Below are 26,759 nucleotides of genomic sequence, written 5' to 3'. Positions count from 1 at the left end.
ACATCATAAACATACGTCAAGTACAGTGCATTTTCCTCTTTCATAATGTAAAAAAAGCGATAGAAATTCTATCGCTTTACTTTTTTACATTGCTATTCGTAAATTTAGATACTGAGGCCATCGTCTCTCCCGTATCTAAATATGTAATTTGAATTGGGTCTCCTACTTCTGTAAACATAGCATATGGGAATTTCTTCACCGGTATCATAAATACCTTTTGTTCATTCTCTAAAAGTACGTACACGATTGTATTTTCACCTGATTTCTCTTTATATACACGTTGTACAATACCTTCTTTTTGCGCTTCTTTTCCTGTTGAGGTTGGTCTAAATGTATCACCATTACCGCTCATTACGTTTTTATAATTCTCAAGCGCTTCTTTCTGCGAAGAACCTGTCGCAAATATTTTTGCATTAGCAGCATATACAACTGTATGTGCACGTACTAGGCCTCCATCATCAACAACCGGAATAATCCAAGCTGGTTTACCGTATACGTTATAAATGACAGGCATTGTCCCATGCCATTTCTCTCTCTTAAAGGAATTATCCACTACTTCTGTAGCTGCTGAACCATCCATAATCCCCTTTACTTCTTTTCCATTATAGTAATATAGCTTGCCTGTACGTGCATCTACTAATGAATAGCCTAGGGCTGAATCTACTCCTTCTTTTGGAGAAGTAAAGTCTGTAAAATAATACAGTGTTCCATCTTTACCAAAGATCGGGGTCACCCCTTCTTTCGTTCCCCACTCAGTCGGAATTTTCATATCTGTTTGCGAGAATTTCGTATTCCAAAATCCGTGAATATATTTACCAAAGTACGTATTTAACGTAGATGCAGTCTCATGATTTAATACACCATCAACAAATTTAGGTGCCTTTCCTTTATCATATCTTTTCACTTCACCTGTTTGTGCATCTACTACGACAACACCTTCTACCTCAAATCCAGATCTTCCTGAAATAAATTCACCATACGTCATTGTATAATATGGTTTTCCTTTATCATCAACCTCAAATTTAGGTTTTCCTTTAAAGATTAAATTTGGTTCTGCTTGCCTTACCACACGCTCTAAATTATTACCAAAAAACATGCTTGGCACATATTTCATTTTATAACCGAGGTGCAGTTTCGCTTCCGCATCAGGATTCGTACCTGACATCGTTACATACCCTGGAATTGTCTCAGCTTTACGCGCTTTAAAAAATCCTGAAACTTCAATCGGCGCTACATATAAAGCCTCGCCGTTTACCATTTGTGGCGTTAATTCTCCTAGCTCAAAATAAGCTACTTTTGGAATATCACCAAATACTTTTTTCATCTTATTCTCCGCTGTCTTTGGCGGCACTGTAAACGGCTGGTCATTTTCAGTAAATGGCTCTGAAATATCTTTCTCTACCTTAACAACAGAATCATATTTCTTTTGCGAGATTACTATATCGTGCAAATAACCAAAGTAGCCGTAACTTGCGAGTAAAATAAACATTAGAAGTCCTTTTAATGTACCTTCTAATTTCCCTATTTGATCTTGTGAAAATAAAACAAGCCCAATTAAAATTGCTACTGCAACAGAATAATGAGTAAGAATCGAGTCTACTCGATCATCAATTAGCCAAAAGTATTCATAGATTGCAATACCTATCCAAAATAAAACAGGAATAACTAAAATAGATGATTTCTTACCCTTTACAACCTTCTTATCTCCCTTCTTATCCACTGCTCGAAGCTTACTACTACTTCTTGTCCATGGAATCAAAAACAAAGTAAGAATAGCTAAAACTACAAATTTCATCAAAGGCACTGTCCCCTTTTCTTTTGTATTCCCTTTTAGTATAACAAATAAAGGGTATTAAGGTGAAAATAGGAATAGTTATATTTTTTTACTACTTAATACAATCCCGCTCACTACATATAGAATAGATGCAATATAAAAAATTGTACCAATCGTAAAGAAATCTACTAAATATCCCGTGGCAATAACCGCTACTGCTCCGCCAATGGATGTCCACACATGGTATTTTCCAATCTCATAACCAGCCTTTTCCTGCGCAACCTTTCGTGCTAACGAAGTCTTCTCAGTATTACGCTGCACAGCACCTAAAACGCCCATTACAATTTGAAGAATATACACATGCCAAACTTCCGTGGCAATTGGAAAGCAAAGCATTAAAATTGCCATGGACCAAGCGTATATGATTAATAATTTTTTATCACCTACTTGATCAGATACCTTTCCCACTAGTGGATATACAAGCGCTGATGTTAAAGCAAATAAGCCATACGCCCAGCCAAATTGCGAGAAGCTATTTCCAACGTTTCGAAGCAATAATATATAAAAAGGAAATACCATACTTCCTGCCATCATGATGATACTTTGCGAAGCCACAAATCTTCTATATGTCATTTCGTATACTCCCTATAAAATAAATTCACAAATCTCTCTTCTGAATCTACTTCCTTCTTTTTCTTGAGAAATTCTTCAATGCGAGGATATGCCCTCTTTAACTGCTCTTTCGTTGGATAAGAATAATACGGCAAATAGTAACTACCATTATGCTTTAAAGTAACATCAATCATCTTTCGAATGACATCCTCTGTTTTCTTTATCTCACTCTCTGAGCGTCCCTGGTTAATCAAAAGAACCAGCGCAAACATATCATCTTTCGCATAGGACAAAACTGCATTTTCATTCTTTTCCACGTAACGAATCGTAATGTTGAGTAAATTAAACTCTTCTTCATTTAATACGTTACGTAAATCATCTATATACTCTGTGAAAGCATCTATAGGCACAAAGTATTCTTGTAACACTTCGGTCCTATTTGGATTTTCATATTCCATAAAAGCACTATCTGATCTCATAACATTATTACGCGTCTCATACTTTCCATCTGTACGTTCAAAATAACCTCTTTGTATATCCCAAAATGTATTCTTTCCCCAATCACTATAACGTGATAACCCAAGTAAAAATTTCGGTGCAGCTATAATATTTTCTTCCTTTAATTCACTGTACTCTTCTCTCATATTTTGATTTTGTGCCAAAGTATAATCCGTCACATACATCTCTTTTAAAAATGAATTTGGAGCAACAGAAATACGTGCTAAGTGCATACGAACATTCTCATCTCTTTTCACTTTCTCTTTGAAATAAGATGCGTATTCTTTATAATCTATCATTCTCGTGTGCATTTCATATAATTCATCTTCTGTTAACTTCAGCGTCATATCTAAAATAACTCCAAATAAACCGTAACCCCCAATGACATATGGAAATAACTCTGCATTTTCTTCTCTACTTACATTACGTACCGTGCCATCTGCCATTAACAATCTGAATGACTCTACTGTATCAATTAGTGCCTCATGACGAATATCACGCCCGTGTACATTTACACTTAATGAACCACCAACAGTAAAAATATTTTGAGACTGCATGACCTGTACCGCAAGGCCATAAGGATTTATTTTCTTCTGAATATCATTCCAGGTGACACCACTTTGAACTGTAATCCGCTTCTTCTCTGGATCAAATTCTAATATTTTATTATATCCTTTCATATCGAGCATCGTGCCATTCGGATAATATGTCTGTCCTCCTTGGCTATGTTGCATGCCTGCAATGGAAATTTTCTCTCCTGAAACTTTTGCATCTCGCACTAATTTTATTAACGAGTGCTCTTCCGTAGCACTTTCAACACGTTTTATTTTCGTCGGAAGCAATTTACCTACATCACTCATAATGGGATGATCAATTTGTTTTTTATACGTATGTACAGACGTTGCAAGCAAAACCGTATATGCGACAATGACCACTGCTATCTTTCTTTTTTCAAAGGACACTCTCCTTATTAGCAACAAAAAGAGATACCCGTTCTTTCAGGTACCTCTCTTGACAGTGATTACTTTGCTGCTGGCAATTGTATTGGATCAAATTTATCATACGATGTAAACTTTGCATCCGTAATAATATGCGCTTTATCCTCACCATTGCTACTCATAACCATATCTATCTTTGCTGATTCATATTTAAAATCTTTTGTAATAATATATTCCCCATCTATTTCTTCTATCTTTGCATTTTGGCCTTGTAGCATTTGTTTCTGCTTTTCATCCATACTAGCTAACATACTCTCTGTCTCTTGCCCTTTTAATGCAAACTTCAGCTTATAATTATCTCCACTTTTCTCCATCTTCACTTTATTTAAAATTTCCGATGGAATCTCTAAATTATCTACCATTCCTTGAGTCGCGTTCATTCCGTTAGCATTTAATTGTTCCTCTGGTACAGACATAACTTCACCCGTATTAGGATTTTTCAACTGACCAGCAATTTTGCCACCCACATCATAAACAACAACCTCTGTACCAGAAACATTCATTTCAGAACGAGAATTTTTTTTCTTTGGCTCTAGTTGCATTTTGGCCTTTATTACATTCATCTCTGTTCCTTCAGCCTTTATTCCCACATCATATGTCATCGTTACATTTTCTTCGTTTTTAAAAGCTTCATTCGCTTTATTAAAAACATCCTTCGCTGTTAATTCCTTTTCTTTCTGCACAGCTTCTTTTTTCGGTTCATCAGTCTTTTTTGTTTTCTCATTACTACACCCTACTCCTAGACCGACTGCAAGTACTAAACTTGAAATTAAAATAAATTTTTTCATAACGTCCCCTCCTTCCCAAAAATAATATCATCTCTTTTCCTATGAAATCTATATAATTCGTAATATTTATCTTTAAATTTATTTCCTATATAACAACATGTTTGAGAAAAAGTTTAAATATGATGTAAATAATAACAACTCATTTCAGGAGGTCAGGATGAAAGCGATTATTTGCACAAAGTATGGACCACCTAATGTTCTCCAGCTTCAAAATGTAGAAAAGCCTAAACCTAAAAAAAATGAAGTATTAGTTAAAATTCACGCAACAAGTGTATCAACTGGAGATTGTAGAATACGTGGCTTTAATAGCCCCCTCTTATTTTGGATTCCTATGCGGATCATATTAGGTTTCAGAAAACCGAGAAAACCTATACTTGGCGTAGAGTTATCCGGTGAAATCGAAGACATTGGAACAGATGTAACACAATTTAAAAAAGGAGATCAAGTTTTTGCATTAACAGAACTAAACCTTGGTGGTTATGCGGAATACACATGCGTGCATGAAAGTGGATTAATAGCATTAAAACCTACCAATGTGACATATGAAGAAGCTGCCGTTATTCCTTTTGGCGGAACTTCAGCATTGCACTTCCTTAGAAAAGGACAGATAAAAAAAGGGCAACGAGTACTTATATACGGCGCCTCTGGGTCAGTAGGGACAGCTGCCGTACAACTTGCGAAATACTTCGGGGCGACTGTCACAGCCATTTGTAGTAGTTCGAATTTAGATTTAGTAACAGCTTTAGGGGCAGACAACGTAATTGATTATATGAAAGAAGATTTTACTAAGCGGGGCGAGCACTATGATATTATATTTGATGCAGTTGGAAAATATAAAAAGTCTCTTTGTACAGATGCATTAATGCCTAATGGAAAATATGTATCTGTGAACGGAATGATGGCAAAGGTCAGTAAAGAAGATATGAACCTACTAAAACAACTAGCTGAAACAGAAAAGCTAAAGCCTGTTATTGATAGAACTTACCGATTAGAAGAAATTGCTGAAGCTCATATATATGTAGAAAAAGGACATAAAAAGGGGAACGTTTCGATTACCTTAAAATAAAATATATTCTGAAAATATCATTGACAATTCTTTTTGTACGATTTACTATTAGTACCATATTCAAAACTACATACACATACTCTTATCAAGAGTGGCGGAGGGACTGGCCCGATGATGCCCGGCAACCGAGCTTATGACGTATAAGCTAAGGTGCTAATTCCTGCAAAACGAGTTTTCGTTTTGGAAGATAAGAGAGGAATCTATTTCGTCTATTCGGCACCTCTCTTATTTTTGAGAGGTGCTTTTTATTTTGGAACGTATATGAAGGGGGATTTATAGATGAAAAAGGTATTATTAAGCATTGTAAGCGGAGCAGTATTATTATTAGGCGCATGTAGCGTGAGTTCAAATAAAGAGGTAAAAGCATTAGACGAGAAAAAGATTACTGTCGGTGTAACAGGTGGACCACATGAACAAATTTTTGAAAAGGTAAAAGAAGTTGCAGCAAAAGATGGTCTCGAAATTGATATAAAAGTATTTAATGATTATGTAGCGCCAAACGTATCATTAGATGAAAAAAGCCTTGATGTAAATAGTTACCAAACGAAATCGTATTTAGATGTATTTAAAGCTGAACGCAATATGAAATTAGCTGAAGTATTTTCAACAGTAACATTCCCTATGGGCGTATATTCTAAAGATATAAAAGATGTAAAAGACTTAAAAGAGGGCGATGCAATTGCTGTACCAAATGACCCAACGAATGAACTTCGAGCTTTAAAATTATTTGAAAAAGCAGGGGTTTTAAAAGTTGATCCAAAGGCTACAGAAAAAGCGACTGCAAAAGATGTAATTGAAAATCCAAAAAAATTAAAGATTGTCGAATTAGAGGCATCTCAATTACCAACGCAACTAAGTGAAGTGAAAGCAGCTGCAATTAACACAAACTTTGCATTAGGTGCAAAATTAAGTCCAGCGAAAGATTCTATTTTCCGCGAAGGAAAAGATTCACCCTATGTGAACTGGGTTGTTGTTCGTACTGAAAATAAAGATGATGCCGTTGTAAATAAATTAAAGAAAGCTTATCAATCTAAAGAAGTAAAAGAGTTTATCGAGAAAAAATTTGATGGTTCAGTTTTACCATCTTGGTAGGAGCTGACGATAATGATTGAATTAAAAAACATATCCAAAGTATTTACAACAAAAAAAGGGAATGTTGAGGCTCTTAAGTCTACTTCCCTTAAAGTAGAAAAAGGCGAGGTATTTGGAATCATTGGGTATAGTGGCGCTGGTAAAAGTACATTGATTCGATGTGTAAATTTATTAGAAAAACCAACGACAGGAAATATCATTGTAAACGAACAAGACTTAACAACGTTATCGACAAAAGAACTAGCAAAAGCGAGACAAAGAATCGGAATGATCTTTCAAGGATTCAATTTACTTAAAACTGTTACCGTTTATGAAAATATCGCATTACCGTTACGGCTTGCTGGCATTCCAAAAGCAGAAATTGAAAAAAGAGTAGAAAAGTATTTACGCATTGTCGATCTTTTTAATAGAAAAGATGCGTATCCAAGCGAACTTTCTGGTGGTCAAAAACAGCGTGTTGCAATTGCTCGTGCGCTATCACATGAACCTGAAGTGTTATTAAGTGATGAAGCAACGAGCGCATTAGATCCCGAAACAACCGATTCTATCCTTGATTTGCTATTAAAGATTAACGAAGAAATCGGAATTACGATTTTACTCATTACACATGAAATGAATGTCATCCAGCGTATATGTGACCGCGTTGCTGTTATGGAACATGGATCTGTAGTCGAAAGTGGGACTGTAAAAGATATTTTCACAAACCCACAACATGTAACAACGAAGAAATTTGTAAATAGCGCATTTGCAGCGAAAATTCCAGAAGAGGTACAGAAAGAACTACAAAGTACTGGAGAAATTGTAACACTTTCATTTATTGGCACTACTTCAGGGGAACCTGCCTTAGCCGTTGCCACAAAACGTTTCCAAGTGTATCCGAATATTTTATCCGGTAATATTACGCAGTTAAAACATGAAGCATATGGGAAACTAGTCGTTCATATGCAAGGGGAACAAAATGAAATCCACCGTGCTTTATCATTTTTACAAGAGCAAGGAATCATCGTAGAAGGAGGTAGAACAGACTATGGGAAACAAGTCCTTTTTGGATGAATGGGGTAAAGTCATATGGGAAGCTACGATCCAAACCTTTCAAATGACATCTATTTCATTACTCATCTCGATCCTTATTGCACTGCCACTTGGTGTTACACTTGTTTTAACGAGACCTGGTGGACAGCATGAAAATAAAATCATCTATCCTATTCTTAATACGGTTATTAATGTTATTCGCTCTCTTCCATTTATCATTCTATTATTCTTTATTTTGCCTTTTACAAAGTTTCTAATGGGAACGTCCATTGGCGTGCAAGGTGTTATCGTACCGCTTGTCGTCTTCACAGCCCCTTATATCGCACGTTTAATGGAGACAGCTTTACTAGAAGTCGATCGCGGTGTCATTGAAGCCTACCAAGCGATGGGCGTTTCTACTATAAAAATCATTTGGCACGTTATGGTGAAAGAAGCACGTCCCTCCCTTGTACTCGGATTAACAATCGCAACGATCGGATTAATCGGCGCAACAGCAATGGCTGGCCTTGTAGGTGCTGGCGGGCTAGGGGATTTAGCATACCGCTTCGGACATTTACGCTACGAGCCTGAAGTAATGTATGCAACTGTCTTTATTTTAATTATCCTCGTTCAAGGATTACAGTCTTTAGGGAATGATGTTGCACGAAGATTGAAGAAAGATTAAAAAAGAAGGTATCTCACCAAGGTGAGATACCTTCTTTTTTATCTTTTAAATCCACCTTCTGAATGAATAACTTGCCCAGTAATCCACTCAGCTTCTTCACTTACTAGAAATTTAATGAGTCTAGCTGCATCCCTTGGCTCACCAATTCTGCCAAAAGGAAACATCGGCTTTAACCCTTGTTTTATCTCTTCAGTCATCCATCCTGTATCGGTTGGTCCTGGATTAATTGCATTCACTGTTATTCCTAAATGAGCTACCTCTGCTGACAACGTACTAGTAAGAGCATCAATAGCTCCCTTCGTTGTCGCATAAGCTAGTTCTCCTGCCATAGGACCTTGAAATTGCCCCGAAGTAATATTAACAATTCTACCACCATATTTCTTATCAAATCCCCGGGAAAATTGACTACTGAGCAATGTAGTCGCACGAACATTTACCATATAATGCTTATCTAATTCTTCAGCAGTCAACGTAGAGAAATCATTATTCGTAGAATATGCTGCATTATTAATTAATATATGAGGGTGCCCTAATTGTTCAGTAACTTTATTTATAAGCTCTTTCGGTGCATCATTCTGAGTTAAATCTAACTCCATACTTGAGACTTTAACACCGTTTTTTAGTAACTCTTCTTTTAATTGTATTTGTTCATTTTTATCAACGCCCCAAGGCATCTCTTTATCGTAAGCTGTCCAATACGTAAAAAATATATCGTATCCTAATTCAGCTAATTCTTTACAAACCGCTGCGCCTATACCATCTAGACGACTTACCCCTGTAATAACTGCTACTTTATTTTTTAATTGGTTCATCATATACTCCTCCAAGTTTAAAGGACGCATATTTTATATAAGAGATATAAACTTTCCCACAAAAAAGACAGATACATAAAATAGGCACCTATCCTTATAAAAGGGATGTACAATCCAAATATGCATTCCTTGAATGATTTACAGATGACTAAATAAACCCTCGCTTATGAGAGCAAAATTCATCTATCTAGTTTCTAATCATTACAAGTTCATCCACATATTGAGTCTTCGTCTCCTTTACATATATCTCCAAATTTTATTTTAGCACTAAAGATTTAATATTTCAAAAAATAAAAGAACCACTCCTATTTATAAAGTATCGTGTACTATAAACCATAGTGAATAACTAATTTAAATTTAAGTGTATACATTTATCATTACCTATTCGTTGTATAAGTGTAGGGAGGAAAAGTGATGGGAAAAGAAAATATATTTACCTCCTATCTTATCAATCTAGGGGAGGAAGTGTTCAAACTACTACTAGCGAAAGGGGCTATAAAAGAAGATGCAGAAGACATCATCCAAAATACCTTCTATAAAGTATACACATTGCTAGATAATCTAACCGAGAGTAACATACGTCCATGGTTTTTCAGAGTCGCATTAAATGAATACATTGATTTAAAACGCAAAAAAGAACAGCAAAACATCTGCTTAACTGAAGAAATCTATTCAAAACTTCAATATACAGACCGAGAATTGGATACAGTTTTAAATAAAGATGAGATTTTCTATTTATTAAAAGATATAAAATTAGAATATAAAGAAGCCTTCTTTTTAAAATATTATTACGATTTTACATACGAAGAAATCGCTCTAATACTAGATATTCAAGTAAACAGCGTCAAACAAAAATTACATCGTGCACGTAAGACAATTCATTCTAAAGTAGGAGGGAAAAATTAATGGATACTTCTTTAAAAGATGCTTTAAAAAAGGCTAAAAGGAAACAGTTGCTTAAAATCATCATTACCTCTATTATCGTTGTCATGATGCTTATCCCTATCATTTATAAAGTTGGCAATTACTTCGCAGCGAAAAGCTCTACGAAACTTCACGAACATCTCTTTTTACATAACGCAATTGCAGAACCGAATGTACAAATTGATTCTCAAGTAACAAGTAATTCATCTATGTTTGGCGGCAATATTATATCAAACCGTTCCAAAAACATTAACGGTTATGTAGTCCCATGGAACACATTAACAAGTTCTTATGGTTGGTTCCTGACTCATATTGACTTCAATGAGTTAACACCTGGCTTTTATTGGTCAGATACGAATTTCTATGAGTATGATAAACAAACAAAGAATAAATTTGCGACATTTTATAATCCGGCTATTAAAGATTATCACGATGGTGTGCAAAATGAATTAGGTGAAGTTTCACAAATGAACAACTATGTTGCCGAAGTTGCCATCTCTTTCAATCAACCCTATACATTAAAAGAGGTTCAAACAAAAATACCAGATAACTTAAATATCGTATGGCTATATATGACCTCACCAATCAGAGATGAAAGTAAAGGACCTGCTGGTATGCCTGTTTACGGATTCAATCCAGACAAGTCTCCTAAAGAAGCGTACAAAGAGTTCATTGATTCACTTAATCAATACGATGACGATGGACATGACGAAGATATACAGAAGTTTTTAAAAGCAAACAAAAACAAACCATTTGATCAAGTGAAAATTTTAGGTGTTATGCTAACAGGAAAAACGGAAAACTTTAAAGCATTAGAAAACCAAGATTTTATTCGCGGTGCTTCTGTAGGGGTGACTGCGCAAGTTGTTCCTTATATAAAGCCAGAGAAATAATACATAATGCCCAGATACACTAAAAAAACTACATGAATCTGTTTACTATGGGAGCTCTCTACTAAAATAGATAGCTCCCATACCACATTTATTCTTCACCTTCCAAAAATAAATTTCAAAATGCTTTATGTACAATTTTACAAATAAAAAATCATAAACTTGTTCACATTATATCCATTGTGAATTTATTCACAATGGATATATAATAAACTTGTAAATACAATATTGGAGGGATTTCAATGGTTATCAATTTTTTAAGAACTGATAAACGTGCTACTTTCATATTATTACTTTTACTGCTTTACATAGGATATACATGGCTCGCTGCTGGGATAGGCAAAGTCTTCGGACAATCTTTTGACGCAAGCGGTTTTCTAAAGGGTGCTATTGCTCAAGCATCAGGTGACCATCCTGCAGTACAAAGTTGGTGGGCAGATTTTCTTCAACATTTTGTCCTTCCAAACGCAGACCTATTTAGCTTTTTAGTTCAATGGGGAGAAATTTTAGTAGGTCTAGGTTTGATTTTAGGCGGATTAACAAAAACAGCTGCATTTTTCGGAATCATAATGAATCTTTCATTTTTATTAAGTGGAACTGTTAGTGTAAACCCAAACCTGCTTATTTTGACTATGTTCATTTTAGTTGCAGGGCAGAACGCTGGACGTATTGGATTAGATGGCTATGTTTTCCCTAAACTTTTCCGTAAAAACAACCACAGAACATATAAATTAAGTAAAACTGCGTAGTAACAATTTACTTTTAAAATATAAATAAGAAAAAGAGCCTGAATATAGGCTCTTTTTCTTATTTATCCTAATTTAAACTTTTAACGAACCACGAAAACCTCTGGCAGCATAGTAAGAGTCTGCTCCATTGTGGTACACGAAAACATGTCCAAAGCGATAATCGCAAAATAGAGCACCACCAAGCTCTCTAATATCTGAAGGTGTTTGTACCCAACTCGATGATTTCATATCAAAATCTCCAAGTTGTTGTAACTCTCGATATTGTTCTTCCGTTAATAACTCAATGCCCATAGCATTGGCAACATCAATAACGTTATTTTCTGGTTTATGTTTTTTTCTTGATTCTAACGCTTCAAGATCATAACAAAGACTTCTGCGGCCTTTAGGACTCTCCTTTGAACAATCATAGAAAGTATATTCGTCCTTTTCTTCATCATAACCAACAACATCCGGTTCACCACCAGTTACTTCCATTTCGTTAAGTGACCACATTTTTTCATTATTAGTAGTCAGCTTCGCTTCAACTTTAGCCCATTCAAGACCTTCATGGCGGTTCATGTTTTTCTCAAAACGAGCTTGCAATACTTTCAATAACTCTTCACGTTTTTCTACTAGTAAGTCATTTTTATTTCCTGTCATATTAGTCCTCCCTGATTTATGTACTGATAGTAGTTTAAGTATATATTTTATAATAAATCATCTCAATATGAAGACCGTTTCAACCTTATGCCTTGTACAAACATCCCTTACAAATTCCTAAAACCCTCCATACTCTCTCCAAGAATATAGTGTGAAAACCACATCAAGTTCTGCTTCATAATAGCCACATGAACTCCTGGTTGGTCAGAACTATATGCCATTCCTTTAAATATAATTAATTCTGTATCAACTTCCATATCCATTAATCCTTGATATAGATCATATGCATTTGTAATTGGAATTCTTGCATCCTTTTCCCCATGTTGAATTAAGGTAGGCGTACAAGCTGATTTAATATACGTCATAGGTGATGTCTTCGTATATATCTCTGGGTCATTCCATGGAGTATTTCCTAAATACATTCTAATAAAGTAAGGTATATCTGTATTTACATAATGGGTACTCCAGTTAGTGATTCCACCGCCAACTGAAATAGCTTTAAACCGACTACTAAACGTAGAACAGAAAGCTGATACATATCCACCGTTGCTCCATCCCATAACTCCTACTCTATCCTTGTCTACCATCCCTTTTTCTACTAGTTCATCCACTCCAGATATAACATCACCGTAGTCAGCAATCCCCTGTTTTCTATAGTTAGCTTTTAAAAATTCATTACCATAACCTGAACTTCCTCTGTAATTTGGCTCTAAAACGATAAAGCCTTTTTCAACAAACTGTTCAATCGGATATTTCTCATTGAAGCAGTCTGAAAATATCGGAAAAGATGCCCAAGCCGGACCGCCGTGAATTACTACTAATAAAGGATATTTTTTATTAGTGTCAAACTCTACTGGCGTTGATAAAACACCTTCTATTTCAAGACCATCGCTACTTTTCCATGAGATGATTTCCCTGTTACTTCTAAGTTTCCCTTTGAAAAAGCTATTTTCATCCGTTATTTTTTTATCGTCTAAATAGATTTCAAAGGTTTCATTTGTTATTGCCTTATTGTAGGATATATGTTTGCCATCCTTTGTTATAGAAGCATCCATTATAAAGCCATCTACTTTTTCGCTTAATATTTCCACAGTGCCATCTTCGGCTAGCAAACCAATAAGATAATTCGTTTTATTCTGCCACCTAATTAAAACCCCTTTAGCTGTCCACTGTAATGGCATAACCGTACTATCAAAATTTGTTACAGGTTGAATTAGCTCTCCGGTATTTATATCATATATCTCTAAAGTACTATCTTGTATGTGGTTTCTATAGTAATCCTTCTCTCTTATGCTTGCTGTGTAACATATTTTACTGCCGTCAGGAGAAAAGCAAACACTCCCTCCCAACAACTTATCCACATTCAGCTTTTGTAGCTCTCCAGTTTTAATATGGAGTATGTATAGATCTCCATTTATATAATCTGCCATATTTGAGCTTGGTGTCGCCATAAATACAACCTTTTTACCATCATTTGAAATATCAAATTCATGGATATGAAAATCCTTACCATCCGTTAATTGATAAACGACTCTGTTCTCGTGTTCATCTGTATCACCTTCTCTATTTCAATGTAATATAAACAATTATTCTGGTGTTCCTTACCTATATGTTGAAAATCTCCATATAGGTCCTTACGTTTCTTTATCTCCTCACATTCTTTTGACTGCGTAACATAATAAAGACCCTTGCCAGTATGACCCCATTTGAATGTACTGACTCCTTCTTTCTCATCGGTAATTTGAACCTCTCTATAACCATCTAGTGACTTAACAAATATCTGATTTTTCCCATCACCAACTGGACTAAGATATGCGATACACCTAGCATCTGGAGACCATAATGGGTGTGTACTATCTATATCACCATTTGATAATGGGTAACTCTGCTTCTTATCTTTTTCATATATCCATACATGATTCCTATATGTATTGTCTTTCCAATCAGCCGTCTTCTTAACAAATGCTACGTTTTTACCATCATCACTTATGTTTGTACTTGATACGGTTGGTAATGAAATAATCTCTTCTATACTTAGATATGTTTTTTCATTCACTTTCATCAATATACCCCCTTGAAATGTCCATAAATCTCTCATCTCTTTTTGCCGTAATAAAGGAAATTGTTCACGAATACTTAAAATGATAACGGAAAATTCAGATAAATAAAAGTGAAGTCGATAAAGTAAAACTTTAATCTATGGAGTTCTATCCACTTACCAATTCTAGATGTTCTTTTTCGACACAAAAACACCCCTTTTAGATACAAATTTGTAAATTTATTTTAAAGCTATAACTATATGTTGGTTTAGAATAAAATTTGATAAAAATGAAGTCACAAATCTTTATTTAACAACAAAAAAATTCATTTTGAAAAAACGATTGATCAAAATAGAATCACTCTTTTTAACTAAGTATGAGATTTTTATAAAAAAATTTTAATCCAAACTCACTTAGAATCTTTACTTGAAGGAATAAAGCTTCGCATCTTTTTTGTGAACATCGTTAAACTAAGATAAACTTTGACCGTATCTGTAATTAATTGTAAAATATTATACGTAGAAAGGTATTATAAAATAAATATAGAAGGGGTATGTTTTTTAGTTTTAAAGGGGCTAAAGCACATCTATTTTATGTTTTTAAAGGGAGAATTGAAAAATCATATGAAGAATTTCAAAAAGAGTACAGGTAAAATTTTACTAGCATCCGGATTAGTAGTTTCTATGTCAGCTTGTAGTGTAACAAATTTATTTGGAGAAAAAGAAAAAACAAATACTGAATCTGGTAAACAAGAAAGTAAAGAAACTAAGACAGAAGGAACAAATCCAACTAAGTCAGAAGGTAAATCATCTGAAACAAAGGAAAAATCAACTAACTCAAAAGAAGAAAGTAAAGATGTTAAGATGATTATGGTTTTGCCTGAGGATTACCCACAACTTATGGTAGACATTGAAGAAGACTTATTAAGACGTCTAGATTACTATGATGCTTCTGTGAGGGATAATAAAAAGGGAAGTAAGTCAAATGAAGAGGTACGAGATAGTATTAAAGACTTAGATAAAGTATTTAATAAAATAGAGCGTATAGATGCACCAGGAAAATACAAAGAAGATCATAAGGAAATTGTAAAAGCTGTTCAAAAGTTAAAAGAATCTTTCAAAGAAGTATCGAAGTTATTTGATTACTCTAAAACACTTAAAGATACGGATGATGCAATCATAGATAAAGCAAACAATAAATTAGATGAAGCAAAACGCATTTGGAAACCTGTATTTAATAAGTTAAAAGCGGAAGCTAAGGGTGGTTCAACAACTACTTCTACAACAAGTGGTACTAGTTCTTCTAACTCACCGAGTTTATCTAGTGGTAATACAGTTAAAACATACAGTACCCAAGATAAAACTGGTATATTCAAAGGAAAAATTGATACACCAGACGAGGATTCCGCTAAGTTTAAGAATGTACAGAACAACTATAAAGACGGTACAGAGCTTGTAGGTAATTGGGGTATTGATTACGGAGACGGAGTCAAAACTACGTTAGTCCTAAAAGCAGATAAGACATTTGAAACATATGCAAATGGTTCTTATCCAAATAAAGATAATTACTTAACAGGAACATACCAAGCAGACGTTTCTTCCCATCAGTTAACGCTAATGGTGGAAAAAGGAACTCAAAATGGTCAAGAAGTGAAATTAGAAAGACCTATTTATTCATCATATGAGGTTAAAAATTTAGATGGTAAAGCGTTACAGATTTTCCACATAGACGAACAAGTAACAATTTGTTATGTAAAACAATAAATAACTAAAAAAACTCTGTAAAATGATTTTTACAGAGTTTTTTCTTAGTTTTAATTTATTTCAAACGTATAACTATACTTATTAACCTACCAATCTCCTACTCAACAGTAACAGACTTAGCTAAGTTACGTGGCTTATCAACGTCACACTCGCGGTGAAGTGCTGCGTAGTATGAGATAAGTTGTAATGGAATAACTGCTACTAGCGGTGCTAGCGCTTCGTGTACAGCTGGTAATACGAAGCTGTCACCTTCCATTTCTAAGCCTTTCATTGAAATGATACATGGGTTAGCCCCGCGTGCTACTACTTCTTTCACGTTACCACGAATTCCAAGGTTTACGTGCTCTTGTGTAGCAAGTGCGATAACTGGTGTACCATTTTCGATTAAAGCGATTGTACCGTGTTTTAACTCTCCTCCAGCGAATCCTTCTGCTTGGATGTAAGAGATTTCTTTTAGTTTTAACGCACCTTCTAATCCTACGTAGAAGTCTACGCTACGTCCGATGAAGAAACAGTTACGCGTTGTCGCTAAAAATTGTTTTGCTAATGCGTCCATTTCTTCTTTTTGATCACAAAGTTCTATCATTGCATTTGCTACAAGTCCTAGTTCGTGTGTTAAATCGAAATCAAGAACTTCACCTTTTGCTTTAGCAATATCAGCCGCTAAAATTGAAAGTACTGCAAGCTGTGCTGTGTAAGCTTTCGTTGATGCAACTGCAATTTCTGGTCCAGCGTATAACGGAAGTGTATAATCAGCTTCACGAGAAAGCGTAGAACCAGGCACGTTTGTAATTGTTAATGCTTTATGGCCCATTTCATTTGTTTGCACAAGTACTGCACGGCTATCAGCTGTTTCACCACTTTGTGAAATGTAAATGAAGAATGGTCTTTCTGTTAATAATGGCATGTTGTAAGAGAATTCACTTGCCACGTGTACTTCAACTGGCATTTTTGCAAACTTCTCGATAAATTGTTTTCCAACAAGACCTGCATGATAACTCGTTCCACATGCAATGATGTAAATACGATCGCTATCTAAAATCGCATTGCGGATGTCTTGATTTAATTCAATTTCGCCATTTTCATCTTGATACTTTTGAATTATATTACGGATTACAAGTGGTTGCTCATCGATTTCTTTAAGCATGAAATGAGGATATGTTCCCTTTTCAATATCACTTGCGTCTAATTCCGCTGTAAACGGTGCACGTTCAATCGTTTCACCTTGTAAGTTTTTAATTGTAATACTTTCTTTCGTTACGATTACGATTTCTTTATCCATTAGCTCAATAAATTGATCTGTAACTTGTAACATCGCCATAGCGTCGCTTGCCACAACATTAAAGTTGTCACCAACACCTACTAATAGCGGGCTTTTGTTTTTAGCAACATAAATCATGTTTGGATTTTCAGCATCAAGTAATCCGATTGCATAAGAGCCATGTAAAAGAGATAGCGTATTACGGAACGCTTCTTCTACACTTAATCCTGTGCTCACTTGTTGTTCCATAAGCTGTACGATAACCTCTGTATCTGTTTCACTTACGAACGTTACATCTTGTAAATATTCCTTTTTCACTAATTCATAGTTTTCAATTACACCGTTATGAACTAATGTAAAGCGTTTTGATGTACTTTGATGCGGATGCGCGTTTACCTTACTTGGAACACCGTGTGTAGCCCAGCGTGTGTGTCCGATACCTACGCTTGCTGCTACGTTCTCATCTACGATTTCACGAAGTTTTGCGATACGGCCTTTTTCTTTGTATACAACAACACCGTTCTCTGCTTGTACTGCAATACCTGCTGAATCATATCCACGATATTCTAGCTTTTCTAAACCTTTTAATAAAATTTCCTTTGCATCTTGCTCTCCAATAAATCCTACGATTCCACACATGTTTAGTCGCCGTTACAAATGCTTACACTGCTCTGCGAACATGTAACGACATAGTCCGATACCATTTTTATTTATACTAAAAAACGGATTACATATTGCTAGCCCTGTAAGCTTGTAACGGCTTTCACCTTCCTCTCGATTGGGTTTAAGTCCGTATATACTTATACAGCTAGTTTTCATCCGTTCCTCTTCTCTCATCACACTTTCACCTTTGTCCACTAAGTCACCTTAATGATTTAAGTAAAAGTTTGCGGTTGTGATGAACAACCGGGAGTCATCCGCCGAAATCTCGATAAACCCCACCTCGTCAACTACACTATTTGTAGTTCTGGCGCTTTTATAATTTACAATATTTCCTTTGAGAAAAAGAACAAGACCATCTTATAACAAACATGGATAAACCGTCAATGAAATTTTTTTCATCGTCTATAAAACATATGAAAAAGGAGCACTTTTTGTGCTCCTTTTTCATATAAATTCAGCTAATTATTCAGCGCCAACTTCGGCTTTCACAACTTCTACAATGCGATGTACATATGCATCACAAACTTCTTGTGTTGGTGCTTCTGCCATTACACGAATAAGTGGCTCTGTTCCAGATGGACGAACAAGAATACGGCCATCACCGTTCATTTCTTCCTCTACAACACGAATAATTTCTTTAATTTTTTCATTTTCTAATGCTAATTTTTTATCTGTTACACGAACGTTTACTAACAATTGTGGGAATTTCGTCATTTCTCCTGCAAGCTCAGATAATGGCTTTTTCGTCATTTTCATGATGTTTACAAGTTGAAGTGCACTTAACATTCCATCACCAGTTGTAATGTAATCAAGTAAGATAATATGGCCTGATTGTTCTCCACCTAGGTTGTAACCCCCACGCTTCATTTCTTCCATTACGTAGCGGTCACCAACTGCTGTTTTATCACTTGTAATATTATTTGCTTCAAGTGCCTTGTAAAAACCTAAGTTACTCATAACAGTTGAAACAACTGTATTATGTTTTAATTGACCAGTTTCTTTCATATATTTCGCACAAATGAACATAATTTGATCACCGTCAACGATGTTTCCTTTTTCGTCTACAGCAATTAAACGGTCGCCATCGCCATCAAAAGCAAGTCCGATATCCGCACCTTTTTCTTTTACCAATTCAGCTAAGCCTTCTGGATGTGTAGATCCTACACCCTCATTAATATTCATACCGTTTGGAGAAGTTCCCATTGTTGAAATATCAGCTTCTAGGTCTGCAAATAAGTATGGAGCTAGAGAAAAAGTTGCACCATGTGCACAATCTAAAGCGATATGTAGGCCAGAGAAATCTTCTTCAACAGTTTGTTTAATGTACTGTAAATATTTTTGTCCACCTTCAAAGTAATCGCTCACTTGTCCAAGATTAGTACCTGTCGGACGTGGTAGTTCATCAACTTCTTTGTCTAATAAAGCTTCAATCTCAGCTTCTTGCTCATCTGTTAATTTAAAGCCGTCTGAACCAAAGAATTTAATACCGTTATCTTGTACTGGATTATGAGATGCAGAAATCATAACACCCGCTTGTGCATCTAGTGCTTTTGTTAAATAAGCAACGCCCGGTGTAGAAATAACGCCAAGGCGCATTACTTCTGCTCCAGTTGATAATAGGCCTGCTACTAAAGCTCCTTCTAACATATGACCAGATACACGTGTATCACGACCGATAATTACTTTTGGACGATCTGTATCTTTTGTTAATACATAACCACCAAAACGTCCAATTTTGAAAGCTAATTCAGGTGTTAACTCCTTATTTGCAACTCCGCGTACTCCATCTGTACCAAAATATTTACCCATTATGATTCGCTCCTTTTTCTTGCTCTTTTTGATTATCTACTGTTGGTTCTTGACTCGTTTCTTTATCTTTATCTTGATTTTGATTTTGGTTTTGATTCTTTTCCTGTTCTTTTTCTGAATCAGGTTCAGGATTTTTTGGTTTCTCATTTTGATTTTCTTGATCCGTATTTGAATCCGGTTGTTGACCGTTACCCTGTACTTCTTTATCTGGTTTTTCTTTCTTCACAATAGTAACTTTAGCACTTTTTTGTTTTGGCTCTATTGAAATATTACCAGGACCGCTCACTTGAATGGAAATATCTTTCGTCCCTGAGGATACATTTTGCAGATTAATTACCGCTGTTATTTGAGCAGCTGTTATTTTATCTACTATACTTGCTTCTCCTGAAATATCAACACTTATCTTTCCATCTTGCGGCGAAAGTAGCTGAGCAGTAACATCTTTAGACAGTCCATTTTTCTGGATTGGGATACCATCAATCGTTTTTGTTTTCGTTTGTTTTGTTTTTTGCACTCCCACCGAAACCTTCACTTGATTCGGTTTTGCACTTGTTACACCCTTGGGTAATAAAACAGCGGCATCGAATGTTGTAGACTCTGTCAATTGACTAAGATCTACTTCGACCCCCTCTAGAGATTGTATATTATCCAAAATATCTTTTGGACCAGCTATCGTTACTTCTCTCGGTTCAACACTGATATTTGTAACCGCCAATCCTTCTGCTAAACTCCCCTTCTTCGTATACGTTACAGGAACAGTTTTTTCAGTATTATTGGCTGTAGTTTGCGTTGCCACATTCAACGTTACACTAATCTTAGATGGACTTGTTCTTACATTTAAACGTTTTCCTTCTTTATTGTATAATGTAACTTCGGGAGTTTTTGTAACAGTTTTATTAACACCTTTTAAATCAACATACGCTTTGGCAGATGAAATGCTTTCAATTTCTTCTTTCGTCCCAACTACCTCAACAGTATCCGGTTTAAGGCTTGATTTTTCTAGAGTAGCCCCCGCTGGCATCTGATCCTCATTTGATAATTTCAGATCTACATGAACATATTTTCTCGCCTTTTCATGAAGAGTAACTTTAATTGTTGATGGCTGAACTGTTCCTTTCACATCATCTGGAAGCCCGTTCGTTTTTAAAGAAATCTCATAAGTTCCTTTTGGACTATCTCGCAAATCAACCGGTATGTCAAATTGTTTTTTTGCTTTTGCTGTAGCAACTGATGCTTTTGGGCCTTCTAATTTTACTTTAACGCCCTCTGCCGGAATACCACTTACAATATATTTTTCCTCATCATACTTAAGATTAATAGCATAATTAGTTAATGTTTCTTTCGTATCATTTGCAAAAGGTAATATACCTGATGTCGTATTTTTTTCAGTTAACGTCGCTGACATAAAAAGCATACACGCCAATAGTAATGAGATCCCTTTTAAAAACCAATGATTCTCCATTAACTTATCCATGACGCTTTCTCCTCCAATTCCATAAAGACGAAGAAGTCGTTTTTTCGTTTCCACTAAATTCAGCTAATAACATATCTTTCAGCTGTTCTGTCTTCAAATCACGATGCAACTTACCATTTTTCGTTAAAGAAATTTGACCAGTTTCTTCAGACACAACTACTGTAATACTATCAGTAACTTCACTAACTCCCATTGCAGCACGATGTCTAGTTCCTAATTCTTTAGAAATAAACGGACTTTCTGATAATGGAAGATAGCATGCTGCTGCTTTAATTGTACTTCCTTGCATAATTACCGCTCCGTCATGAAGAGGTGTATTTGGAATAAAAATATTAATAAGTAATTCCGATGATACGTTTGCATTAAGCGGAATACCCGTTTCCACATAATCACCCATACCGGTCTCTTTTGACAAAGTAATTAATGCACCAATTCTACGTTTCCCCATATATTCGGTTGCTTTTGCTATCGCTGTTGCAACCATTTCAGGTTCATCATCCTCATGCGTTCCAACACGCGAAAATAAACTCCCGCGCCCTAGCTGCTCAAGTGCTCTTCGCAATTCTGGCTGAAAGATAATAATAACGGCTAAAAATCCCCACGTTAATACTTGTTCAGTTAGCCAAGATAGCGTACGCAATTCAAGGAAAATACTGATCATCTTAACGACGATAATAACTGTAATCCCTTTTAAAAGTTGAACAGCTTTCGTCCCTCGGATTATAAGAATTAGCTTATATATAATAAACCATACAATGGCAATATCTAATGCCGTACTAAGATATTTCAAAATGGTCGTATCTTCAAAAGGCATGCTATCCCTTCCTCCTACTTACGAGCAATTCTATCCATATATTGAAATATTGTTTTATGCTCTATCTGTATGTATTTCCAACAACTAGTTAATTATACCATACATGAAACAAACGACAATTACAAACAACCCCCTTTAGCTCAAATTGGTAAGATGTCAAACATTTTTATTGTACAGTATAATATAAATCATTATTATACGCTTATTTTCAAATAAAAAAAGCAACTTCTCAGTTGCTTTTCTTACATTTATTTTAGTTTTTCACCGAATAAAGAACCCATTAAAGCAACTGCTGTTGTTGCCGTTCTATTTCTCTCATCTAAAATCGTATTTACCTCAACAAATTCAGCAGATGTGATAATATCAGCTTCTGCTAACATTTCCATCGCCAAATGACTTTCACGATAAGATAGACCGCCAATTACAGGTGTTCCAACACCTGGTGCATCATGAGGATCAAGACCATCTAAATCTAATGATAAGTGTACACCATCGGTATGAGATAAATATGCGATTGTTTCTTCCATCACAGCCGTCATCCCCATACGATCAATTTCATGCATTGAGAACACTTTAATACCTTCATTGCGAATGAAATCTTTTTCTCCTTCATCCAATGCACGCGCACCGATAATTACGACATTCTCTTTTTTCACCTTTGGATATGCTCCGTATAAATCTACAAGTGAAGAATGTCCATAACCTAAACTTGCTGCAAGTGACATACCATGAATATTTCCAGATGGTGAAGTTTCCTCTGTATTTAAATCACCGTGTGCATCATACCAAATAACGCCTAAGTTTTTATAATGTTTTGCTACACCAGCTAATGTACCGATAGCAATACTATGGTCACCACCTAATACAAGTGGAAAACGACCTTCTTCTATAATATGATCCACCTTACTTGCTAATTCATTACATACAGTTGCAACTTGTGTAAGGTTTCTTAATTTTGTATTTTCATCTATCTCATTTTCTCTCTCTATACATATATCTCCCATATCTTTAACGTCATATCCAATTTCTTCAATTCTTTCAATTACCCCTGCATAACGGATCGCGCTCGGTCCCATATCAACTCCACGACGCATCTGTCCTAAATCCATTGGAACTCCAATAACTGAGATTTCTTTTTTCATAGATAGTATCCCCCTTTTATGCCTTCACTAAATATTTTAAATCTTTTATATAGTCTGACTCAACTCGACATTTTTCTGTATGGATATACAATTTATTCACTTATATTCACGTTGAAAACCAAATTTTAAGACTATTCTATGTATAAAGTTAACTTAATGAAACAATCGCAATCACTATTATTAAATAATAATAAAACACTCCTATATTTAGAAGTGTTTTTCTGATGCTATTTTCCATACTGTTGCAATATTCTTCGTTGTCATTTCAATATTTTCTTCTGCTACTTTATATGCTTCTTCTAGTGTCATCGGTCTCGTTGTAATACTAAATACCGCATCTATTCCTTTCTCGTACACAGCTGAATAATCAGATGATACAGACCCTCCAATAGCAATTACAGGCACAGAAAAACGTTTTGCACGCCCCGCAACACCCACAGGAGCCTTTCCATATGCAGTTTGTTTATCTATTCTACCTTCACCAGTTATAATAAGATTTGCATCTTCTATATGTTTATCGAAATTTGTATAATCTAATACAATTTCAATGCCCCTACGCAAGTCTCCCTTTAACACTGAAATAACAGCCGCTAACATTCCTCCCGCTGCCCCTGCACCAGGTATTTCAGATACATCAAAAGATACATATCGTTTAAGCATATTCGCATAATGTTGTAAATTTTCATCTAGCTCTTTCATCATCTCTATATTTGCACCCTTTTGTCTCCCAAATACGAAAGATGCTCCCTGCATTCCGACTAATGGATTATCCACATCACATGCCGCTTCTATCTTTACCCCCTTTAAGCGTGGGTCCATTCGTGAAAAATCAATAGTAACAATCGAGTGTAATGTGCCTCCAGATGGATCTATTACTTCACCCTTACCATTTATAAACCTTACTCCTAAAGCCGCTAACATACCTGCCCCGCCATCATTTGTAGCACTTCCTCCAAGTCCTAAAATTATGTACTCCACTCCTTGATTTAGCGCATGTAATATAAGTTCTCCTGTTCCTTTTGTCGTTGTAATAAGTGGGTTGCGCTTTTCAACTGGAACGTGCTGTAATCCTGATGCTGCTGCCATTTCAATAAACGCTGTCTTTTTATCTTTAGAAATGCCATAAAAAGCTTGTATACCTTCTCTAAGCGGTCCTGTCACACTAATTGATATAATTCTCCCCCCTGTAGCATCAACAAGTGATTCAACCGTCCCTTCTCCTCCATCTCCAATTGGTATTTTCACATACTCTGCATTAGGAAAAATTGCTCTAAAACCTCTTTCAATAGCTCCACATACTTCTATAGCTTTTAGGCTTTCTTTATATGAATCAGATGCAATAACAACTTTCACAATTATCTCCCCATCCCTTATTTTTACGTTTTCTTCATTTTAAACGACAAGTATAAAAGTTGTCTTTTTAAACACAAAAAAAGCTTACATCGTATGATGTAAGCTTTTTTATTTAGATGGAGCCTAGCGGGATCGAACCGCTGACCTCCTGCGTGCAAGGCAGGCGCTCTCCCAGCTGAGCTAAGGCCCCTTATTAATTAAGCGGAAGACGGGATTCGAACCCGCGACCCCAACCTTGGCAAGGTTGTATTCTACCACTGAACTACTTCCGCAAAAATGATGAGCCATGAAGGACTCGAACCTTCGACCCTCTGATTAAAAGTCAGATGCTCTACCAACTGAGCTAATGGCTCGTAAATGGCTGGGCTAGCTGGATTCGAACCAGCGCATGACGGAGTCAAAGTCCGTTGCCTTACCGCTTGGCTATAGCCCATTAATATTTACTAGTATGGTTATCTTTTCAAAAAAATAAACCCTCTCAGGTTATTTTAAAGAAAATGGTGGAGGGGGGCAGATTCGAACTGCCGAACCCGAAGGAGCGGATTTACAGTCCGCCGCGTTTAGCCACTTCGCTACCCCTCCGACATTTTAAATATATATGGTGGAGGATGACGGGATCGAACCGCCGACCCCCTGCTTGTAAGGCAGGTGCTCTCCCAGCTGAGCTAATCCTCCAAAAGTGGTGACCCGTACGGGATTCGAACCCGTGTTACCGCCGTGAAAGGGCGGTGTCTTAACCACTTGACCAACGGGCCAAAAAAGTTTTAAACCTATTCCCAAGCTTCCAACCGGGCTTGAACCGGTGACCTCTTCCTTACCATGGAAGTGCTCTACCAGCTGAGCTATGGAAGCATAATGGCTCCGCAGGTAGGACTCGAACCTACGACCGATCGGTTAACAGCCGATAGCTCTACCACTGAGCTACTGCGGAATAATATTAGCCTGGCAACGTCCTACTCTCACAGGGACAAGGTCCCAACTACCATCGGCGCTAGAGAGCTTAACTTCCGTGTTCGGTATGGGAACGGGTGTGACCTCTCTGCCATCATCACCAAACTATGAAGGCATATTCCTTCAAAACTAGATAACATTTGCTACATATTATATGGTTAAGTCCTCGATCTATTAGTATTCGTCAGCTCCACATGTCACCATGCTTCCACCTCGAACCTATCAACCTGATCATCTTTCAGGGATCTTACTAGCTTACGCTATGGGAAATCTCATCTTGAGGGGGGCTTCATGCTTAGATGCTTTCAGCACTTATCCCTTCCGCACATAGCTACCCAGCTATGCCCTTGGCAGAACAACTGGTACACCAGCGGTGCGTCCATCCCGGTCCTCTCGTACTAAGGACAGCTCCTCTCAAATTTCCTACGCCCACGACGGATAGGGACCGAACTGTCTCACGACGTTCTGAACCCAGCTCGCGTACCGCTTTAATGGGCGAACAGCCCAACCCTTGGGACCGACTACAGCCCCAGGATGCGATGAGCCGACATCGAGGTGCCAAACCTCCCCGTCGATGTGGACTCTTGGGGGAGATAAGCCTGTTATCCCCGGGGTAGCTTTTATCCGTTGAGCGATGGCCCTTCCATGCGGAACCACCGGATCACTAAGCCCGACTTTCGTCCCTGCTCGACTTGTAGGTCTCGCAGTCAAGCTCCCTTATGCCTTTGCACTCTACGAATGATTTCCAACCATTCTGAGGGAACCTTTGGGCGCCTCCGTTACACTTTAGGAGGCGACCGCCCCAGTCAAACTGCCCACCTGACACTGTCTCCCGGGTCGATAAGACCCGTAGGTTAGAATTTCAATACAGTCAGGGCGGTATCCCACCAGCGCCTCCACCGAAGCTAGCGCTCCGGTTTCAATGGCTCCCGCCTATCCTGTACAAACTGTA

21 protein-coding genes, 9 tRNA genes, 1 rRNA gene, 1 pseudogene, 1 riboswitch and 1 other annotated feature (1 of these 34 only partly in view) are annotated in these 26,759 nt (G+C 36.6%); of the genes and pseudogenes, 8 read left to right on the top strand and 24 right to left on the bottom strand.

Features of this window, described 5'->3' with window-relative positions:
• Window positions 1-76: 76 nt before the first annotated feature.
• The 4 genes from V6946_RS00960 to V6946_RS00945 all read right to left on the bottom strand — a co-directional run bounded on the left by V6946_RS00960 (window position 77) and on the right by V6946_RS00945 (window position 4,670).
• Window positions 77-1,795: a DUF3981 domain-containing protein gene (locus V6946_RS00960; RefSeq protein ID WP_000674048.1), complete on the bottom strand. Its 1,719-nt coding sequence runs from the start codon at window positions 1,793-1,795 to the stop codon at window positions 77-79.
• A 78-nt stretch (window positions 1,796-1,873) separates the two neighbouring features.
• Window positions 1,874-2,407, bottom strand: a complete 534-nt coding sequence (locus V6946_RS00955; protein WP_000222367.1) for an MFS transporter — start codon at window positions 2,405-2,407, stop codon at window positions 1,874-1,876.
• Window positions 2,404-3,819 (bottom strand): FAD-binding oxidoreductase, encoded by a 1,416-nt coding sequence (locus tag V6946_RS00950; protein WP_081631320.1) that lies wholly within the window; start codon window positions 3,817-3,819, stop codon window positions 2,404-2,406. The genes V6946_RS00955 and V6946_RS00950 overlap by 4 nt, the downstream gene beginning before the upstream one ends.
• 86 nt (window positions 3,820-3,905) lie before the next feature.
• Entirely contained in the window at window positions 3,906-4,670 is a 765-nt protein-coding gene (locus V6946_RS00945) for a DUF6612 family protein (RefSeq protein WP_000713522.1), read from the bottom strand.
• A 157-nt stretch (window positions 4,671-4,827) separates the two neighbouring features.
• Here V6946_RS00945 and V6946_RS00940 point away from each other — a divergent pair, with 157 nt between their 5' ends.
• The 4 genes from V6946_RS00940 to V6946_RS00925 all read left to right on the top strand — a co-directional run bounded on the left by V6946_RS00940 (window position 4,828) and on the right by V6946_RS00925 (window position 8,524).
• On the top strand, window positions 4,828-5,736 hold the full coding sequence (locus tag V6946_RS00940; protein ID WP_006920103.1) for an NAD(P)-dependent alcohol dehydrogenase: 909 nt from the start codon (window positions 4,828-4,830) through the stop codon (window positions 5,734-5,736).
• Between the two features lie 79 nt (window positions 5,737-5,815).
• Window positions 5,816-5,930: riboswitch (SAM riboswitch) on the top strand.
• Window positions 5,931-6,015: 85 nt separating this feature from the next.
• Complete coding sequence (locus tag V6946_RS00935) at window positions 6,016-6,828, top strand: MetQ/NlpA family ABC transporter substrate-binding protein (protein WP_000756997.1); 813 nt, start codon at window positions 6,016-6,018, stop codon at window positions 6,826-6,828.
• A gap of 12 nt (window positions 6,829-6,840) precedes the next feature.
• Window positions 6,841-7,881, top strand: a complete 1,041-nt coding sequence (locus V6946_RS00930) for a methionine ABC transporter ATP-binding protein (protein ID WP_000571317.1) — start codon at window positions 6,841-6,843, stop codon at window positions 7,879-7,881.
• Window positions 7,856-8,524 (top strand): methionine ABC transporter permease, encoded by a 669-nt coding sequence (locus tag V6946_RS00925; protein ID WP_006920106.1) that lies wholly within the window; start codon window positions 7,856-7,858, stop codon window positions 8,522-8,524. Before V6946_RS00930 ends, V6946_RS00925 begins: the two co-directional genes overlap by 26 nt.
• A gap of 38 nt (window positions 8,525-8,562) precedes the next feature.
• Here V6946_RS00925 and V6946_RS00920 read toward each other — a convergent pair whose 3' ends face one another.
• A complete protein-coding gene (locus V6946_RS00920) occupies window positions 8,563-9,339 on the bottom strand; it encodes an SDR family oxidoreductase (RefSeq protein ID WP_006920109.1) in 777 nt (258 codons plus the stop codon).
• 411 nt (window positions 9,340-9,750) lie between these two features.
• Between V6946_RS00920 and V6946_RS00915 the strand changes: the two genes are divergently transcribed.
• The 3 genes from V6946_RS00915 (at window position 9,751) to V6946_RS00905 (ending at window position 11,899) form a co-directional block, all read left to right on the top strand.
• Entirely contained in the window at window positions 9,751-10,242 is a 492-nt protein-coding gene (locus V6946_RS00915; protein ID WP_006920110.1) for an RNA polymerase sigma factor, read from the top strand.
• On the top strand, window positions 10,242-11,153 hold the full coding sequence (locus tag V6946_RS00910; protein WP_006920121.1) for a sigma factor regulator N-terminal domain-containing protein: 912 nt from the start codon (window positions 10,242-10,244) through the stop codon (window positions 11,151-11,153). The genes V6946_RS00915 and V6946_RS00910 overlap by 1 nt, the downstream gene beginning before the upstream one ends.
• A gap of 239 nt (window positions 11,154-11,392) precedes the next feature.
• Window positions 11,393-11,899: a DoxX family membrane protein gene (locus V6946_RS00905; protein ID WP_366982043.1), complete on the top strand. Its 507-nt coding sequence runs from the start codon at window positions 11,393-11,395 to the stop codon at window positions 11,897-11,899.
• A 72-nt stretch (window positions 11,900-11,971) separates the two neighbouring features.
• Here the strand turns inward: V6946_RS00905 and V6946_RS00900 are convergent, their stop codons facing one another.
• Window positions 11,972-12,538, bottom strand: a complete 567-nt coding sequence (locus tag V6946_RS00900; protein ID WP_000147394.1) for a DUF4256 domain-containing protein — start codon at window positions 12,536-12,538, stop codon at window positions 11,972-11,974.
• 107 nt (window positions 12,539-12,645) lie between these two features.
• Window positions 12,646-14,600 (bottom strand): annotated as a pseudogene (locus tag V6946_RS00895) (prolyl oligopeptidase family serine peptidase).
• A gap of 588 nt (window positions 14,601-15,188) precedes the next feature.
• Here V6946_RS00895 and V6946_RS00890 point away from each other — a divergent pair.
• A complete protein-coding gene (locus V6946_RS00890; RefSeq protein WP_076876317.1) occupies window positions 15,189-16,340 on the top strand; it encodes a DUF3994 domain-containing protein in 1,152 nt (383 codons plus the stop codon).
• A gap of 97 nt (window positions 16,341-16,437) precedes the next feature.
• Here the strand turns inward: V6946_RS00890 and glmS are convergent, their stop codons facing one another.
• The 17 genes from glmS to rrf form a co-directional block, all read right to left on the bottom strand.
• Entirely contained in the window at window positions 16,438-18,240 is a 1,803-nt protein-coding gene (glmS, locus tag V6946_RS00885; RefSeq protein ID WP_000334163.1) for a glutamine--fructose-6-phosphate transaminase (isomerizing), read from the bottom strand.
• A 12-nt stretch (window positions 18,241-18,252) separates the two neighbouring features.
• Complete coding sequence (locus tag V6946_RS00880) at window positions 18,253-18,438, bottom strand: hypothetical protein (protein WP_001206405.1); 186 nt, start codon at window positions 18,436-18,438, stop codon at window positions 18,253-18,255.
• Window positions 18,439-18,726: 288 nt separating this feature from the next.
• Window positions 18,727-20,073, bottom strand: coding sequence for a phosphoglucosamine mutase (gene glmM / locus V6946_RS00875; RefSeq protein WP_366982044.1), 1,347 nt, complete (start codon window positions 20,071-20,073; stop codon window positions 18,727-18,729).
• Window positions 20,066-21,547 carry a CdaR family protein gene (locus V6946_RS00870; RefSeq protein ID WP_366982045.1) on the bottom strand — a complete coding sequence of 494 codons (1,482 nt, stop codon included), beginning with the start codon at window positions 21,545-21,547 and terminating at the stop codon, window positions 20,066-20,068. Before V6946_RS00870 ends, glmM begins: the two co-directional genes overlap by 8 nt.
• Window positions 21,540-22,361 carry a diadenylate cyclase CdaA gene (cdaA, locus tag V6946_RS00865; protein ID WP_001115697.1) on the bottom strand — a complete coding sequence of 274 codons (822 nt, stop codon included), beginning with the start codon at window positions 22,359-22,361 and terminating at the stop codon, window positions 21,540-21,542. Before cdaA ends, V6946_RS00870 begins: the two co-directional genes overlap by 8 nt.
• Window positions 22,362-22,609: 248 nt before the next feature.
• A complete protein-coding gene (gene rocF / locus V6946_RS00860; protein WP_006915727.1) occupies window positions 22,610-23,503 on the bottom strand; it encodes an arginase in 894 nt (297 codons plus the stop codon).
• 207 nt (window positions 23,504-23,710) lie between these two features.
• Window positions 23,711-24,856: a glycerate kinase gene (locus V6946_RS00855; protein WP_366982046.1), complete on the bottom strand. Its 1,146-nt coding sequence runs from the start codon at window positions 24,854-24,856 to the stop codon at window positions 23,711-23,713.
• A gap of 117 nt (window positions 24,857-24,973) precedes the next feature.
• Window positions 24,974-25,046 (bottom strand) — tRNA-Ala (locus tag V6946_RS00850).
• Window positions 25,047-25,056: 10 nt separating this feature from the next.
• Window positions 25,057-25,128 (bottom strand) — tRNA-Gly (locus tag V6946_RS00845).
• Between the two features lie 8 nt (window positions 25,129-25,136).
• Window positions 25,137-25,209, bottom strand: a tRNA-Lys gene (locus V6946_RS00840).
• Between the two features lie 5 nt (window positions 25,210-25,214).
• Window positions 25,215-25,289 (bottom strand) — tRNA-Gln (locus V6946_RS00835).
• Between the two features lie 65 nt (window positions 25,290-25,354).
• Window positions 25,355-25,438: transfer RNA gene (locus tag V6946_RS00830), tRNA-Tyr, on the bottom strand.
• A gap of 17 nt (window positions 25,439-25,455) precedes the next feature.
• Window positions 25,456-25,531: transfer RNA gene (locus V6946_RS00825), tRNA-Val, on the bottom strand.
• Window positions 25,532-25,536: 5 nt separating this feature from the next.
• A tRNA-Glu gene (locus V6946_RS00820) sits at window positions 25,537-25,611 on the bottom strand.
• Between the two features lie 24 nt (window positions 25,612-25,635).
• Window positions 25,636-25,708: transfer RNA gene (locus V6946_RS00815), tRNA-Thr, on the bottom strand.
• A gap of 4 nt (window positions 25,709-25,712) precedes the next feature.
• Window positions 25,713-25,787 (bottom strand) — tRNA-Asn (locus V6946_RS00810).
• A 9-nt stretch (window positions 25,788-25,796) separates the two neighbouring features.
• Window positions 25,797-25,912 (bottom strand): 5S ribosomal RNA (gene rrf / locus V6946_RS00805).
• 49 nt (window positions 25,913-25,961) lie between these two features.
• Window positions 25,962-26,759: a sequence feature (most likely nonfunctional fraction of RNA operon), on the bottom strand; it runs 3,473 nt beyond the window's last position.

This window comes from Bacillus sp. PPSBB_2 (assembly GCF_045291115.1).
Lineage (GTDB): Bacteria > Bacillota > Bacilli > Bacillales > Bacillaceae_G > Bacillus_A > Bacillus_A cereus.
This window is presented reverse-complemented; position numbering and strand designations above follow the sequence as displayed.

What these genes read in the sequence shown, in the direction of transcription:
- V6946_RS00960 (WP_000674048.1), bottom strand. Translation starts at nt 1,795, where the DNA reads ATGAAATTTGTAGTTTTAGCTATTCTTACTTTGTTTTTGATTCCATGG.
- V6946_RS00955 (WP_000222367.1), bottom strand. Translation starts at nt 2,407, where the DNA reads ATGACATATAGAAGATTTGTGGCTTCGCAAAGTATCATCATGATGGCA.
- V6946_RS00945 (WP_000713522.1), bottom strand. Translation starts at nt 4,670, where the DNA reads ATGAAAAAATTTATTTTAATTTCAAGTTTAGTACTTGCAGTCGGTCTA.
- V6946_RS00940 (WP_006920103.1), top strand. Translation starts at nt 4,828, where the DNA reads ATGAAAGCGATTATTTGCACAAAGTATGGACCACCTAATGTTCTCCAG.
- V6946_RS00935 (WP_000756997.1), top strand. Translation starts at nt 6,016, where the DNA reads ATGAAAAAGGTATTATTAAGCATTGTAAGCGGAGCAGTATTATTATTA.
- V6946_RS00930 (WP_000571317.1), top strand. Translation starts at nt 6,841, where the DNA reads ATGATTGAATTAAAAAACATATCCAAAGTATTTACAACAAAAAAAGGG.
- V6946_RS00925 (WP_006920106.1), top strand. Translation starts at nt 7,856, where the DNA reads ATGGGAAACAAGTCCTTTTTGGATGAATGGGGTAAAGTCATATGGGAA.
- V6946_RS00920 (WP_006920109.1), bottom strand. Translation starts at nt 9,339, where the DNA reads ATGATGAACCAATTAAAAAATAAAGTAGCAGTTATTACAGGGGTAAGT.
- V6946_RS00915 (WP_006920110.1), top strand. Translation starts at nt 9,751, where the DNA reads ATGGGAAAAGAAAATATATTTACCTCCTATCTTATCAATCTAGGGGAG.
- V6946_RS00910 (WP_006920121.1), top strand. Translation starts at nt 10,242, where the DNA reads ATGGATACTTCTTTAAAAGATGCTTTAAAAAAGGCTAAAAGGAAACAG.
- V6946_RS00905 (WP_366982043.1), top strand. Translation starts at nt 11,393, where the DNA reads ATGGTTATCAATTTTTTAAGAACTGATAAACGTGCTACTTTCATATTA.
- V6946_RS00900 (WP_000147394.1), bottom strand. Translation starts at nt 12,538, where the DNA reads ATGACAGGAAATAAAAATGACTTACTAGTAGAAAAACGTGAAGAGTTA.
- glmS (WP_000334163.1), bottom strand. Translation starts at nt 18,240, where the DNA reads ATGTGTGGAATCGTAGGATTTATTGGAGAGCAAGATGCAAAGGAAATT.
- V6946_RS00880 (WP_001206405.1), bottom strand. Translation starts at nt 18,438, where the DNA reads ATGAGAGAAGAGGAACGGATGAAAACTAGCTGTATAAGTATATACGGA.
- glmM (WP_366982044.1), bottom strand. Translation starts at nt 20,073, where the DNA reads ATGGGTAAATATTTTGGTACAGATGGAGTACGCGGAGTTGCAAATAAG.
- V6946_RS00870 (WP_366982045.1), bottom strand. Translation starts at nt 21,547, where the DNA reads ATGGATAAGTTAATGGAGAATCATTGGTTTTTAAAAGGGATCTCATTA.
- cdaA (WP_001115697.1), bottom strand. Translation starts at nt 22,361, where the DNA reads ATGCCTTTTGAAGATACGACCATTTTGAAATATCTTAGTACGGCATTA.
- rocF (WP_006915727.1), bottom strand. Translation starts at nt 23,503, where the DNA reads ATGAAAAAAGAAATCTCAGTTATTGGAGTTCCAATGGATTTAGGACAG.